Here is a 14,333-nt window from a genome sequence, read left to right as displayed (position 1 = left end):
ACGGAGATTGCGGTGTCGTGCTTGATCAATTGCGCCCCAGCCAGGGGGGCGGCGCGCGTCAGGTGCCCAGATAACCCCGAGGACAGATGAGGTCCAGATCACGCCCGAACCCGCGCAGCCACCATTTGAGCTGCTCGGACTCGGTCACCGTCACCGCGAACTGGTAACCATCCTCGGTGGAAATGAACGTCTGGTTCTCCGCCAAGGGCGACTCGGTCAGGTGCACACCCGCTAGCTTCGGCAGCCGGAACACAAGGTCAATGGGCTTGCCCGTGCTGAAGCCAAACCGACCCTCTGCCTCGTAGCGCTCTAGGTTGAAGTCCGGCGGGCGCTTGAACGGCAGGCCCGTGTCGTGGGCCGCGCGGATCCGGTGCAGCGACAGCGACCGCTCATCGTCGTAGCCGTCGAAGCGGCACACCAGCAACATCCGAGGGCCCTGCTGCGCCAACCCCAGCGGCATCACCTTCGACTCCGTGCGCCCGCCCCCCGCGTTCACATACATGACCTCCAGCCAGTGATCCGCGTACAGCGCATTGCTCAACGCCTGGAACACCTCCTTCTTCATCTTGGGCGGCAGCAGCCGCTGCGTGGTGCTCACCACCCGCACCTTTTGCTGCCACATCTTGGCGTTCTTGGACTTCTCGTCCTCCAACCGCAGCTTGGCTTGGCTGAAGAAGCCCTCCATCGACCGCATCAGGTTGTCGGGTAAAAGATTGCGCAGGTGCTGTTCGGCCAGCGTCAGCAGCACCGATTCCTGCTCGTTCAGCCCCGGCAATGACAGGCCCTTGCTGAGTTCCTTCCAGCGGTAACCATAGGGCTTGCTGCGATCGTCGCGTTCGATCTCGAAATGATTCGTCAGCACCTCCAGTTGGCGCTGGATGGTGCGCAGGTCGCGGTCGAAACCGATGTCGCGCAGCTGTTCCTGCAGTTCGGGCGCAGAGATCTTGCGGCCGCGCGGGATGCGCTTGAGCATCTCCAGGGACATCAGCAGGGTGTCGAGATTGTTGGATCGTTTCGGCATGGGTGGGGATCAGGTTTCAGCTCTGGCCACCCAGGCCTGCCAGGCCTGGACCGCCATGACCATGGCCAGCGTGTCCAGCTCGCAGTAGCGCAGCAGCGCCGCTTCGATGGACTGCCGCTCGCGCGGGTCGAGGTCTTCGAATTGCAGCCGAGCGTAGGCGGCCATCGCGCTGCCGCCCGAACGCAGCTCCGCGCCGGAGCTGTCTTCGAGCTCGGCACGCGCGTCGACCGGCAGGTCCGTGAACACAGGGGGCAGCAGCTCGTACGGATCCAGGATGCGGACGTCTCGCCGCACCCACCAAGCCATGGGAGTCTGGTGGTTCAGGCTGTTGATCTGCGCGCCCTGCCCGTATGCCGGTTGGGCATAGAGCTCCCGCAGCCGGGCCGAGCTCTGCATCAATGCCGGCAACACCTTCTTGAGCGAGCAACTGCCCTGCGTCGCCGGGTGGAAGTAGTGCCGCTCGGCCAGCGCGCACAGGTCGATCATGTTGCGCGGCCCGACGACCTTCACGTTGTCGACCCTGCGTTCAGTCAGCGTCTCGACGAAAGCGATCAGCGCCTGCGCGTCCGGCGGCGGCGAGGCCATGGCGCGCAACAGGGCCGCCAGCTGGTTCAACACGGTGTTCTCGTGCGTTGCCCAGCGAAACACCGTGCCTTCGTCCTGTCCCAGCGCATCGCGCAGCGCGCGCAGGAACGGCAGGCTGGGCGGGACACCGGGACGCGCTTCCAGGAATTGGGTCTTGTGCTCGACCCGACCATCGGCGTGCATGACGTGGTGCGAGAACTGGAAAGCCGTGGTCTGGTACGGACGCTGGCCACGCCCGAAAGGGATGGCAACAGCGCTGGTTTCGAAGTCGATGAAGTGCAGCGGGTAACGCCAGCCGGTCATGGCGCGGGCAAGGCCTGCGGTGTCGACGTACTGCTCCCCGCCCTCCGGCCACTGGCCGCTGCACTGGAACCATTGGCGTTGCTCGCGGCTCATGCCCTCGGCGCCAGGGACGGGGTCGTCGAGCGGCAGATCGGCCAGCGTGATCTCGCGCAGCTTGCGCACGCCAGTGGCTAGCAGCTCGGCCTTTTTGCGCGAATTCCACAGGTCCAACACCGTGCCACCGGCGAAGTCGGCGGCCTGCCAGCCAAAGGCTTCGCTCCAACACTCGTGGAAGCCGCTGCGGGGTTGGCCTACGATCGGAGGCGCGGCTGTCTTGAACTCGCAGCGTGCGCATTGGACGCCGGGCCTGGCCGGAAAACGCTTGTCCATCCGGTAGGCCACAGCGAGCCGGTCGACGACTTGTGCGAATGGTTCCTCTTGGTCTCCCACGCGCAGGTTCCCCGCCAGGATCTCGTCCACCTGTTCGTCCACGGGCACGGCGCGCAACAGCGGCGCCCCCAGGTGTGCAGGGTCGGTGCCAGGCGCGACCTCCACATGTGATCGGCCGCCATCGCGCTGGATGCGGAAGCGCTGATTCAGGCCATCCACGGTCGCGACGGCCGACTTGTCCGCCAGCATCAGGAAGCTGCGGAACCGGAACTCCGGATGGGCAAGCGATGCCACATGCCGCTGGAAGGCAATGTCCTGCAGGTACGGCAGCATGCCCGGCTTCAGCCGGCCCTGCCTGTTGCGGAAATTGCCGTCCTCCTGCGGGTCGTAGGACTTGGCCTTGACCTCGATGAGCTCGATCTGGTCGCCGCGCTTGCGCAGGATATCGACGCGCACGAACAGGCCCTGGACCTGCAGCGCGGCCTCGTAGATCGTCACCTCGTCGCGTTGCAGCAGTTCCTGCGTGCGGGCCAGCTGCGCCGCGTGCCCGCGCTCCGTGACCTCGATGCCGCCCGGGTACATCAGGCACGCCAATGCGCCGACCTGGAAACCCCCTTCCGCCAGCGCCTGCAGGAAGCTGTCGTCCAGCGCGTTGTCAAGGTAGCCGGCCTTGCCCGTATAGAACAGCTTGGTCGGGCATTCGAGCGCGAGCTTGAAGCGGCTCTTGGTCAGGTACCGTGGCGTCACCGTCGCCGGCGCGATGGCGTTCACGTGGCGGCTAGCGGCCGCAGCTGGTAACTCGCGTCGTCCTGCAGTTCGAAGAACAGTTCGCCGCGGGACGAGGCCACGGGCGCATGGGCCGAGGCCCAGAACGTGGACACGCTGGACAGCTCGGCAACGACGCCGGCCACCACCGCGTCCTCGCGGATCACCCGCTCCCAGTCGGCCTTGGTCGCGCCCGGCGCGAACAGTATGCCGAGCCGCAGGCGCGTGTCCCAAGGCAGCTCGGTCCATTCCTTCTGCCGCTCCTGCACCATCGCCCGGACCGCGCGCAGGTCGGCATGCTCGCGCGCATCCTCCACGTCCAGCTGAGCGACGCGGTAGGGGCCGGTGATCGCGACCACATAGGCAGTCGGCAGCGGATTGGACAGCTGGGCTGCACACTGCACAGCCAGTTCGGCCGAGGGGCTGGCATAGACCGCGTGTCGGCGGCAAGGCATGTCCGCGGGCCGCAGGAACTCCCAGAGGTTGTCCACCATGTACGACACGTTGGACGGCAGGCGGACAGTGGGGCGCCAGCGGTGGATCGTCTCGGCTTCGGTGGCCGACAGTGTCTTGACGGCGCGGTATAGGGTCTCGGTCATCAGGCTTCCTTGGGAGACTGAATTTTCGGCCGCTGACGCGACAAATTGAGTCGCATGTCGTGTGGCCGCCTCACGCTCATGTGGACCATTGCCCGAAACCGGCAGGCCATTGCGCGAGGGGCCCGGCATCCGGGCACGGGTCCCGCCGTCACGGCGCCCGCGCGAGCGCGTTGAAGCGGCAGGCGTTCCGCTGGCCTGCCCAATACAGACCACCTGCGCGATGGCCTTCGTCAGATCGCCAATCGTGAGGTGCTCTGGATCGATGTCACTGTCAAAAGATCCAACCCCAATCGCCTTCCCGAAAGCGGCTTGGAAGACGGAAGCTGACGATCGCCAGGTCCAAGGGGTCGTCCAATCGGCCCGCGCCGCATTGGTGCCTCCTTCCATTGCCCCATGTCCCACGAGCTCTTCGCCGATCTTTGTGTCAGCATGGACTTCTGTGGCGTCGCGCTCGAAGAAGAAGGCGGCAAAGCGGGTTGCAAAGTCCAGCAGCCGCACCGGCGTGGTGGAATGCCCGTAGGCGCGCTGCAGGACGGTCTGCCAGCCTGCGCGGGACATAAGGTCGCCGGCTGATGCCGCAGGACGAACACCTCCCAACACTCCCTTTCGCGCAGGTCGTCGTGGGACAACAAGCGAACGGCGGTGACTCGGGTAGCCGTGGGCGTGCAGAGCGCGGGCTATGCCGCTACAGCCCCGGCAGCGACGCCCAGCCGTTCCATGTAGCGGCGCGCATGGGCATGGTTGCGGTCGGTGTGCCACAGCGCCTGCGCCGCGCGGATGCGCTCCTCGGGAGTCTCGCTATCCTGTTGTGATAACAGCCCGTAGTCCCACAGCAGGAACTCCAGGTCCGCGCGCAGTTGCGGATCATGGTCTGGCAAGGGCTTGCGGCCATTGAGTTCGAGGACGTGCGTCCCGAATGCATTCTTGAAGACCAGGCCGACCCAGTGCCCTTCAGGCGTCGGATGAGGATTTTCGTTGCCGCGATGCGCTTGAATGTCGAGGATTTGCAGCAAGCAGATTTCCCGTAGTGCATGACAACGGAATTCTCGGAAGCCATGCGACAGATCGCGTCGCATGCAAGCAGGCGTGAAGCCCGTGCCTCGAAAATGCTTAGTGCTGCTTCCGGGCGCACGCTGCTACTAGCGCCGGCAAGCCCGCGGCTGCGGTCGAATTCCAGAACTCCCTTGTGCCCTTGGCCAGGCCCTCGTCGGGATCGATGATCCAGACGGGCCGCCCGTTTTGCTCGACGATTGCAGGAAGGCTGGCTGCCGGGTAGACCTGTCCGGAGGTGCCGACGACAAGGAGCAGGTCCGCTTCGCGAACGCGGTCGACAGCCTGTGCCCACTCCCGCGTAGGCAACTCTTCTCCAAACCAGACCACGCCTGGCCTGATCGGCCCGCCGCAGTGAGTGCACCTGGGTGGCTGGACGGGGCGATCCGGCTCGCCGGGTGACGTCTGCCCGGCGCCGTCCGTTTCGGCGTACGCGTAGGCGTGGGCGCAGGCCAGACAGCGCGGCGCGAACAGGCTGCCGTGCAGATGAATCACCTGCTGTGAACCAGCGCGTTCATGCAGGTTGTCCACGTTCTGCGTCACGATCGCAAGGTCCGCGACGCCATCCATCGCCGCCAGATCCCGCAAGGCGAGGTGGCCTGCGTTCGGGGTTGCGTTCAACACGCCTCGGCGGCGCGCCTCGTACCAACCCCAGACCAAAGCTGGGTCGCGCTTGAAACCTTCTCGCGTTGCAAGTGTCTGGGGATCGAATCTGGACCATAGGCCAGTCAGCGCATCCCGGAACGTGGCGATTCCGCTCTCCGCGGACATGCCCGCACCGGTCAACACGACGATGCGGCGGGCTGCGCGGATGTCGGCGACCAGGTCGACTGGCACCGGCGAAAAGGATGGATCGTGGGTTGAGTGGCTCATGCCAACATGGTGCCGCGATGTGCGACACATTGTGCCGCGGCGAGGCGGCCGCTCGCAGGCGCGAGGCAGGCCGCCTCGATCACGAACCCAAAAAGCCTGGCGGGCTGATCAGTTCAAGGCGCGACCGAAACCGCGCAGCCACCCCTTGAGTTGCTCTCATTCAGTCACCGTTGCGGTGATCTTCAGGCCTTCCGATGTCTCGACGGCAGTCTGGTCCTGCGACAAGGGTGATTCGAGCAGGTGGACGACGGTCAGCTTCGGAACTCGAAGCACCAGCTTGATGATCTTGCCCGTGGCAACCCGAGTCGCCTGTCGTTGTCAAAGCGCTGCGGCTTGAACGACCCCACCCGGTGGATGCTGATCGACTGCGTTGGGCCCAAAGGCGACGTTCACCCCTTCCCCGGAGCGGACATTCAGGTGCGTCGTCGCCTCCCTGCCCATCGCTGCCATAGGTCGTCACCAGAAGCGTTGCTAGCTATCACCTTCTCTCAACTTTGTTGAGAACATTCGCGACTTCCTTATAAATTTCGGGCCAGTCGCCGCAATGCCTGTTAGCCATTCTTATTCCCACGCGAACCCCGTCGCGCCACCGCAGAAGTGCACTCGCACCGTTGCGGGAATCTTCGAGATAGCAGTTAAGCATTGGCGGAAGATCGTCGAATCCTCTTAGGTCTGTTGCTATGTACTTGGTCGCTCTCGAAGTTCTGCCTTCTTCCAGTATCCGCACCGCTTCGAGCCCCTGGCGGATGTGCCGCCCTTCAACGACCGTCTCTTTGTCCAACGAACCGGAAGTCCAAGAAGCTTCTTGGCCCTTAAACATGTGCTCAGGGTGGAAGATTAGCTCGATCGCAACGTCCGGATAGTTGCTCAAGGTATTTGCCGAAGAAGGCCGAAGCTCAGGGGCCGGCTCTTTCCAATCTCGCAAAGGCCTTTTGCTGGGCCAGTAGAAGGCGAGTGCACCGAAATTTGGATCGCCGTACACCCGAGGCGCAACAAACCAGTCACCATTTCGCTTGAAGACTACTTCTCGGTTGTGATCGTATGCTGGAAACACGTCACCTTCGCAAATCTTGTACCGGCATCGGGCTTCCATTCCTTCCCGCTCTTCGTGTCTTGCATCGCACGCAGTGAGCATACAAGCAGCAAAAATCGCCAATCCGCAACGAAGAAAATAGTCAACTGTTTTTATGTGAGTGTTCTTCGGTCTGGTAAACATAAATGGTGGCCCGCCCTTGGCTTATCGCTACCATGGGCATCGTCGAAACCGTTGAATACTGCCACAGTCTCATCGTCCGCTTCTGGCCGAGCCTGTGTGGAAACTCTCCTGATGGTCGCCTATATTGAGCCAACCCGTCTGAGCGAGGTGGTGGCCTATGAAGCGATTCATCGAAGGCGAGGATCGGCAGCAGGTGACGCTGCTGCCCGAATGCCTTGACGACCCGTGCGTTTCCGCAAGTGGTTTGCTGCCGGGCTTCACGGCGCAGGCGAGGTGGAGGGCAGCGCGACCCTTGGGGTCATTCGCCCTGAGCAACTCAGGCGCCCTAGTCAATGTCGCCGCGACCGAGGCTTCGTCCCAGCTCTTTGCCGCAGCGAAAAGTGAAGTCTTGGAGGGCTGGCGCATTCACGTCTCCTTCGCTTGATTTCTATCAACGTACAGCGCCATGACCCGAGCGGTCTTGCCTCAAGGCGAATGTCCGAAACTGGCCCGGCCGCAGCACTTCCGTCTGAGACTACAGCCTGCGCCTATTTGGTGAAGTGGCGGACGGCGCCATACAAGACGCTTGAAAGGCCGGGTCGCGGCCTCGTGAGCTCCAGCGTCCTCAAGAACTGTTGCCAAAGACGACCGGGAATTTCATGAATGTGCTGCGTTGACGACCGGCCGGTATCGGCAGACTTGAATCGTAGACCGTCGCGCTGCGAAAGACTGCTCCTGCTGGCTGCAACGCGGACGTTGGTGACTAGGAAAAGCCGGCCACCCAGGGCTAGCTCAAAACCGCTGAACAACGAGCGTCTCTTGAGACGCTCTTCGGGCTCGAAGTCATCGGCGGCGGCAGATCGCGGAACTCTACGAAGCGTGTGCACACCACCGGCCGGGCGACAACAATGCGCCCTCGATCATTCCGGCGACGTCAGCGTCGATCACATGCGAAACCTCCGAGCCGTGTACTTTGCGCTTCTCGCCGCGCTGGCGCTCTTGCCCCGTCCCGCGTTCGCCTGCAGTTGCTGGCATCCAGAGCCCGACGAGTACCTCGCATCCGCAAGGCTTGTGTTCAAGGGCAGAGTCCTCAGCGTGGATGCCGGCGGCGCGGGCCAAGGGGCTCTCCCGGCGGGCGCCGCCGGGGTAACCATCCGCGGCCCTCAATCGGGCATGCGAGCGAGATTCCAGATCGAAAAGCTCTGGAAGGGAACTGCGCCGGAGGAGGTGGACGTCTCGTACACCGCGAGCGATGGCGCCAACTGTGGCTGGAGCTTCAAGGTGGGGCAAGAGGTCACCGTCTTCGCGGGCAGTTCGGCGCCCGGGGTCTACGGCACCAGCATGTGCATGATGATCCCATTCGCCTCATACACGGGGCAGGGGGACACGCGCTACACGAACGCGCTGACGGCGTATCGCGCGAAGCTGGATGGCCTGGATCAGCGCCTGCTCAAAAACCCCGCCGATCGCGAAGCGCTGCGAGAGCGGGCGCAGTTGTTCGTTCGCTATAAGGATTTCGCCGAGGCTGACGTCGCCTTCGGCAAACTCATGGCGATCGCCCCTCGAGACGTGCCTGCGATCCTGGGGCGAGCCACTGCCCGATACCAAACCACACAGTACGAGGGCGCACTGGCCGACTTCGATCTTGCGCTCTCGCTCAAGCCGCGTGATGCAGAGGCGCAGCGTGGTCGCACCATGACCCTGGTCAAAATGAGCAAGCCAGAGCAACTTGGCCCTGGAGACAAGGACTTCACGGGGTTTGATAGCGGCTATGCAAAGCGCTACTCCTTTGCCGGCCTGGATCTGCGGGGCGCGTCCTTCAAGGGTGCCAAGCTCAACGGCGTCGACTTCTCGGGTGCGGATCTGCGCGGGGCTGATTTCAGCGATGCCAACTTCCACACGGTCAACTTCAACGACGCCAAGTTGGAGCGCGCGAAGTTTGACGGCCTGAAGGGTTCCTACAACTCCACCTTCAAAGGCGCGGCGGCACAGTTCACGAGCTTCAGGAAGGCAAACCTCTTTCATGTGAAATTCGACGACGCCGTGCTCGTCAGGGCCGACTTCGAGGGCGCCAAGCTCGAGAGCACCTCGTTGAAGGGTGCTGCGGTCCGGGGTGCGAACTTCAAGGGAACGTCGATGCTTCTGGCGGACCTCACCGAAGTCGAATGGGATGGTGAAGACCTGTCTGGTGCCGACTTGCGCAGCGCAAAGCTGAACGGCGCAGTGCTGCGACGGGTATCGCTCAAGGGTGCTCAGGTGGGCTTCTATCCGATGGCCGACATCGGAGACTGGCGCGGTGCCGATCTTTCGAGTGCCGATCTGACCGACGTCAAATGGAGCGCGATCCTGATCGACTGCCGTACGAAGTTTTCACCGCACCTCAAGGTCGAAACGCTTCCCCTGTTGCCGCTCTGGCGCGATTGCGCAGGAGAGCCGCCTATGACGGCTTTGCCGGCGGGCTATGAGCGCCAGCGTGGACCGAAACTGCAGAGCGTGGACGCGAAGGGTTCGCGGCTCGCGAAGCGGGATCTATCTGGATTCGGTTTCTGGAGGACCAACCTAGACGGAAGCGATTTTCGAGGTGCAAACCTCACCAACGCGGACATCCAGAGTGGTTCCTACGATGGAACCCGATTCGATGGGGCCATCCTCAAGAATGCCCTGGTGATTGGGGTCGACTTCAAGGGCGCCTCCTTTGCCGGCGCCGACCTCAGTGGAGCCCGCCTCGACCGCGCCGACTTGACTCTGGCCAATCTCGAGGGAGTCGTCCTTCGCGACACCTGTTTCCTGGCGAGCACGAAGTGGCCCGATGGCTTCGATGCCATCGCTGCCGGCGCAAAGCTCTGCAAATAGGCTCGGTCAGCGGCCGGGCGCTGGAATCCCAAGGTCGCAGGGTGGCTGGACGGGGCCTGGTCGCGCGTGCGCATGGGCTTAAGCGCCTAGGCCACTGGTCGTAGATCTCTTGCGAAGCAGGCATCGGCGCTTGTTGGCGAGCTCTTCAGCCTAGCCAACCGAGCCAGCGACAGCGATGACGTGTTCCTCGTCGCGATCCTGCCACGCTTGTTCACTCTCAACCGCGTGGGCTGATGGTCAGCCATCCGGACGCCACGCTCGAGCATCTCAAAGGGCTGCATGGCCCGCGAGGCCTGAGACGCGTGTCCTCAAGGCAACGCCGACCACGAAGGCGTGAGCGCTTGCTTTGCCCCGTGCCCAAAGACGGAGGCGGGAGCCTTCGCGGTATCACGCTAGTTGAACGAAGGCAATGCGTCGTAGTTCAAAAGCTCCAAACTAGCAGCGCGGCCCTTGGCAACGCCCTTGTGGAAAACGATGGTCGCCATTGGATGCCTCCATATAAAAGATCGTCGCGTCAGCTGGATCACCCGAGATACCCGCGGTTTCGGGAACAAACAGGACTGGCGCGTCTGGGCCCTTCAGCCCACCCGGAAGGGTCAAGTACGCTCTCGAGGCGCCGTCAACAAGGTAGTAGCCATCCCAAAAAGGAGGAACTGTTCGTGGAATTCGGCCCAGCCCCCACCAAGCTCCTCGCGCCTCTTGCGCCCAGCGAAGGAAAACCTGCGCATTCGATCGGCGAAGCTGGCCCTTTTTGACGAGATACTCCAGCTGCTCGCGACCTTCAAGCACTCTTGGCTTGGTCGTGCTGGCGCCTATGCCCTCTAAGGTCCAGGCTTCACTCGGCGACAACGCGCCTATCGTCTGACCGTCACCAATCACGTCTTTTTCCGCTAACAAAGCCGCAATGGGCTTCCGTTGATGGCGCGCTAGCGGATCGAGCGACCCCGGATCGATATCTTTGTTTCTGTGAAGAGTCGGAATATCTCTATCAAGAAAACTTGCGTTACATAAGGCGCCGAGATAGACGGGAGTAGTTGGGGGTAAGCCAATAACTTTGCTTTGTGCGCCGTATGGCTTTGGATCAATGATAACCGCGGCGATCCTGCTGTCCGTCGCATATCGAACATTCCAAAGCGCTGGTTGTTTAGATCGCAGATAAAGGATGACCGGGCGTGCTCGGTGCCTTACGGCTATATCGTGCTGGCGCACTTCCCCTTCGCGCCAATTAAATGCTGCGTCCAATGCCTTTCCCTTCGTACCAAGGACCGGCAGGACGTCAAGATCTTCAGTATAAACCTGAAGCTCTGGGAAAAAACAAATTTCCTTTTCTTTTGGCTTTTCATCGGCGCCACCTGGAAAAGAGTACCGCGCAAAAGATGGATCAAATGTCCCTGGGCTAAAGTAAATGAGCTTCGCAAGCACTTCACATGTCGCTCTTCTCTCGGGCCTCTTACACGCTTCGAAGACGGACTTCTCCACGGTCGTGCCGCGCAGATCATTGAACCCATTAATCGCCAACAACTGTGCCTTGCGCAGTGCCGCGGGAGCGCGCGCCTGGTCGTAACTGAGAGCGCCGTTCACAGCGTCTTGCAGCACTGCGAGCCGGACATTCTTCTTGTCGCCCTGCGGCGAACGGCTCACCCCGAGTTCGATCAAGATTGGCCACATGGCCTCGTTGCGGCACACCATAAGGGCATTTTCGCCCCAAGCCTCGACGCGATTCAGGTCGCCCCCTCGGCTTACAAGCAGCTGATACGCTTTGACGGTTCGAGGCATCACGTCTTCGAAAGTGAGTCCGTCTGGGCGTTTCTTGCCGGAATAAGATACGGGGCACGCCGAAAAAATGGTATTACGAACGGTCCCGCTGTCAGTTCCACTTGGATTGATTCCAGCATCCAGAAGCCACGTCACAACCTCTAGATTGCCATTTTGGACGGCAAAGTAAAGAAGCGATCCTTCAGCGCACAAGTTGCGATCGACCTCTTTCCTCGCGTCACGCTGCCATGCTTCGAATGCCCTTGGATCGCTATGCATCAAATCTTGCATGACGCCATCAAGCGCACGCCATTGACGATCAACCCCCTCGCTTATTAATCTGCTCAACTCCTCCGCAGTGCCAAACGACGCCACGTCGATTATCTTAGTCGAGCGAGTGCATCCGCCGGAATCTCCTATAGCGTACGCATTGGTGGCCGCTCCCACTAGGGTTAAAAAAGCAATTACGAATCTCTGCAAATTAACGAAAATGGCCCGCATGAGCCTCCCTCTACTCAGTCTTGTCTATGTATGATACGTCACCTGGTATCATTTTGTAACTAACGGAGCTGGGCCAGGGAAAGGATTTGCAAGCTGCCGGCACTTTGATTGCCGGCGGCTGTGCAAATCCAATCAGGGCAGGGGGCCGCTGGTCGCGCCGAGGCACGCGCCGTTCCATGAGGCCCGGCACATCCGAAATGCAGCGTAGCCTTCAGCTGACCATCTCCTCTCGAGTTCAAACGGCGGCGGCCATCGCCATCGCCATCGCCATCGCCATCGCCACCGCCGTCGCCATCGGCGTCGTAACTTGCGCATTCACCGCATGCCTATGTGGAAGCGTGCATGCAGAGACCTCGGCTGGCAAAGGTCGTCTTTTTTGAACGCGTCACACCTTCGCCGATGTTTCCTTCGGGCGGCCGGGAAATCGGGCTGTTGGAGCTGGCAGCGGAATCTGACAAGCGCGCCCGCTTCCGACTGGAAGTGACCAGCAATCCGATTCCATCGGACGACGGGTTCGGGACACGCAACTGCATTGTCGAAGATGGTGTGCTGACGGTTCGCGGAGCTGCGGCCACCTAGGTCGGACCATCCAGAGGACAAGGAACTGGGTACGTGCGCAATAGACCTTAGGTTTCTCTCTGATGCTTTGCTTGTGTCTCAAGGCGGACGCTGTTGGTGGTTTGGCCAAGATGTTGATGCATCTGGTCTCTTTCGCCGTACGGCCAATCAGGTTCCGCAGGTGGTCCGTTGATATTGCGCGCAACGGCGGAAGGCGATCACCGAAAGTCCGGCTCTTCGTTCGAAGCGTGCCCAGGAACGACGTGTGATCAACGAGCTTCATGGCCACCAGCGGCTGCATGCCATTCTCGTCCTGCCAGACTCCTTCGACGCTGAGTAGCTCGGCGCGGTTGGGACGGGCGTGTCCTATCTTGGGCGTTCCGCGTACCTCCATGTCGTCCGACAATAACGCCGTCACGAGCGAGCTTGACCGGTGTTGGCGCAACAGCCGACCTTCGAGAGCTGTCTGAGAAGAGCCACCGTTGTCCGTAGCTTGCCCACGTCGTGCCAGTCCGACCAGGGACAGCATAAGCACTTCTTAAGCCTTTGTTCGTACTCTCTCGTGACAGCGACATAAATCCCCCACGAGGAGCCCAGATGGACCGCATCAAAGACGCCGCATGGCTGGTTGTCGGTTGCGCGGTGTTCCTCGCCATCGGCAAGTCGTTCGTTGACGATCTGCATGACACCTTTGGCCCAAGCCTTCCTTCCATGGCAGCGCCGCACCCGAGCCACCAGGATGTCGCTGTCTCCGATTCGGCGACGCTCGAGCGCTAAGGGCGGGCGGCTGGCCAGGGCCCTAGCCGGCTGCTCGTAGGTCGACGCCAACGCCTGTAGCCAACGCGTAGAGCGAAGGGCTGGGCGAGCGCGGGCGGCGGGAAAGGGTGGGCTTGCCTGTGCCGCTTGACCGTATCACGCGGTTCTCGCCGTCAAGGCCAGCGCGCCAAGCAGGCTCGGCGCTTGCGGCCCGCGGCCGTCTTCGAGCCTTGACCGCTGCGCTGCCGCGTGAGCGCAGGACGACGCAGGCAATCCCGCCTGTGTCACCCATGGAGCTCGTCATGAACTTCGCCTTTTCTTCTGCTTCTTCTTCTTCGCTGTCCTCGATTTCTCACGTTGCTCGATCATCCCTTACGCTGGAGCAAGTGCAGCACCGCGCACCGGCGGTCTTCGCCGAACAGGCCGCGGTCACCACCGGCGCAAGGTATGTTTTCATCAGTACCCGGGACATCGTCGGGGCGCTGATGGACGCGGGCTTCGAACCGACCGAGGCCACGCAGACGCACTCCCGGCTGGGCAACGCAGCGCACGCGCGGCACATGCTGCGCTTCCAGCCGGTGGTCAAGACTCTGGCCTGGGACGACGTGCTCGGCGAGATCGTGCTGATCAACTCCCACGATGGACGCAGCGCGTACACGCTGCGCGCTGGGTTGTACAGGCCCGTATGCATGAACGGCATGCTCACGACGCTGGGCGACTTCGGGCTGGTCCACGTGAGCCATCGCGGCAACGTGGTGGCCAACGTCGTCGAGGCGGCGCAACGCATCACCCGGGAGTTCGGTCGCGTCGGAGACGTGGTCGAGCAGATGCGCGGCACGATGCTCACGGAACACCAGCAGCTGGACTTCGCACGCGAGGCGCTGAAGCTGCGCTTCCCGGAGCAGGCGCAACCGCCGGTCCAGCCGACGCAACTGCTACAGGAGCGCCGCATGGCCGACGTCGGTGACGACGTGTGGCGGGTCTTCCAGCGCACCCAGGAGGCGGTCATCCGGGGCGGCCTGCCTGGCCGCACCGTCAAGGGCCGTCCGATGCATACCCGCGGCATTCGCGCGATCCGCGAGAACGTGCGCCTGAACACCGGGCTGTGGGATCTGGCGCTGCGGCGCATCGGCCGCTAAGGCCTCGTCAT

Annotated in this window: 12 protein-coding genes; 5 read left to right on the top strand and 7 right to left on the bottom strand. The window is 62.3% G+C overall.

The window, feature by feature from the left end:
- Positions 1–58: 58 nt before the first annotated feature.
- The 6 genes from QTH97_RS26290 to QTH97_RS26265 form a co-directional block, all read right to left on the bottom strand.
- Positions 59–985 carry a helix-turn-helix transcriptional regulator gene (locus QTH97_RS26290; protein WP_286571463.1) on the bottom strand — a complete coding sequence of 309 codons (927 nt, stop codon included), beginning with the start codon at positions 983–985 and terminating at the stop codon, positions 59–61.
- Between the two features lie 45 nt (positions 986–1,030).
- Positions 1,031–3,049: a DUF2779 domain-containing protein gene (locus tag QTH97_RS26285; protein WP_286571462.1), complete on the bottom strand. Its 2,019-nt coding sequence runs from the start codon at positions 3,047–3,049 to the stop codon at positions 1,031–1,033.
- Positions 3,046–4,200, bottom strand: coding sequence for a hypothetical protein (locus QTH97_RS26280; RefSeq protein ID WP_286571461.1), 1,155 nt, complete (start codon positions 4,198–4,200; stop codon positions 3,046–3,048). The genes QTH97_RS26285 and QTH97_RS26280 overlap by 4 nt, the downstream gene beginning before the upstream one ends.
- A gap of 119 nt (positions 4,201–4,319) precedes the next feature.
- On the bottom strand, positions 4,320–4,655 hold the full coding sequence (locus tag QTH97_RS26275) for a hypothetical protein (protein ID WP_286571460.1): 336 nt from the start codon (positions 4,653–4,655) through the stop codon (positions 4,320–4,322).
- A gap of 97 nt (positions 4,656–4,752) precedes the next feature.
- Positions 4,753–5,529 carry an SIR2 family NAD-dependent protein deacylase gene (locus tag QTH97_RS26270; RefSeq protein WP_286571459.1) on the bottom strand — a complete coding sequence of 259 codons (777 nt, stop codon included), beginning with the start codon at positions 5,527–5,529 and terminating at the stop codon, positions 4,753–4,755.
- Between the two features lie 514 nt (positions 5,530–6,043).
- On the bottom strand, positions 6,044–6,781 hold the full coding sequence (locus QTH97_RS26265) for a hypothetical protein (protein WP_286571458.1): 738 nt from the start codon (positions 6,779–6,781) through the stop codon (positions 6,044–6,046).
- Between the two features lie 157 nt (positions 6,782–6,938).
- Between QTH97_RS26265 and QTH97_RS26260 the strand changes: the two genes are divergently transcribed.
- Together QTH97_RS26260 and QTH97_RS26255 are read left to right on the top strand one after the other, a co-directional pair.
- A complete protein-coding gene (locus QTH97_RS26260) occupies positions 6,939–7,205 on the top strand; it encodes a hypothetical protein (RefSeq protein ID WP_286571457.1) in 267 nt (88 codons plus the stop codon).
- 650 nt (positions 7,206–7,855) lie between these two features.
- Positions 7,856–9,613 (top strand): pentapeptide repeat-containing protein, encoded by a 1,758-nt coding sequence (locus QTH97_RS26255; protein WP_286571456.1) that lies wholly within the window; start codon positions 7,856–7,858, stop codon positions 9,611–9,613.
- A 435-nt stretch (positions 9,614–10,048) separates the two neighbouring features.
- On the opposite strand, the gene QTH97_RS26250 is transcribed toward QTH97_RS26255, so the two are convergent.
- Entirely contained in the window at positions 10,049–11,659 is a 1,611-nt protein-coding gene (locus QTH97_RS26250; RefSeq protein WP_286571455.1) for an ankyrin repeat domain-containing protein, read from the bottom strand.
- A 552-nt stretch (positions 11,660–12,211) separates the two neighbouring features.
- On the opposite strand from QTH97_RS26250, the gene QTH97_RS26245 reads away from it, so the two are divergent.
- From QTH97_RS26245 to QTH97_RS26235, 3 genes are all read left to right on the top strand, one after another.
- Complete coding sequence (locus tag QTH97_RS26245) at positions 12,212–12,448, top strand: hypothetical protein (protein ID WP_286571454.1); 237 nt, start codon at positions 12,212–12,214, stop codon at positions 12,446–12,448.
- Between the two features lie 576 nt (positions 12,449–13,024).
- Entirely contained in the window at positions 13,025–13,204 is a 180-nt protein-coding gene (locus tag QTH97_RS26240) for a hypothetical protein (protein WP_286571453.1), read from the top strand.
- Between the two features lie 281 nt (positions 13,205–13,485).
- Positions 13,486–14,322 (top strand): DUF932 domain-containing protein, encoded by an 837-nt coding sequence (locus QTH97_RS26235; RefSeq protein ID WP_286571452.1) that lies wholly within the window; start codon positions 13,486–13,488, stop codon positions 14,320–14,322.
- Positions 14,323–14,333 lie beyond the last annotated feature (11 nt).

Origin of the sequence: Variovorax gracilis, from assembly GCF_030317115.1 — a bacterium.
Taxonomy (GTDB): domain Bacteria; phylum Pseudomonadota; class Gammaproteobacteria; order Burkholderiales; family Burkholderiaceae_C; genus Variovorax; species Variovorax gracilis.
This window is presented reverse-complemented; position numbering and strand designations above follow the sequence as displayed.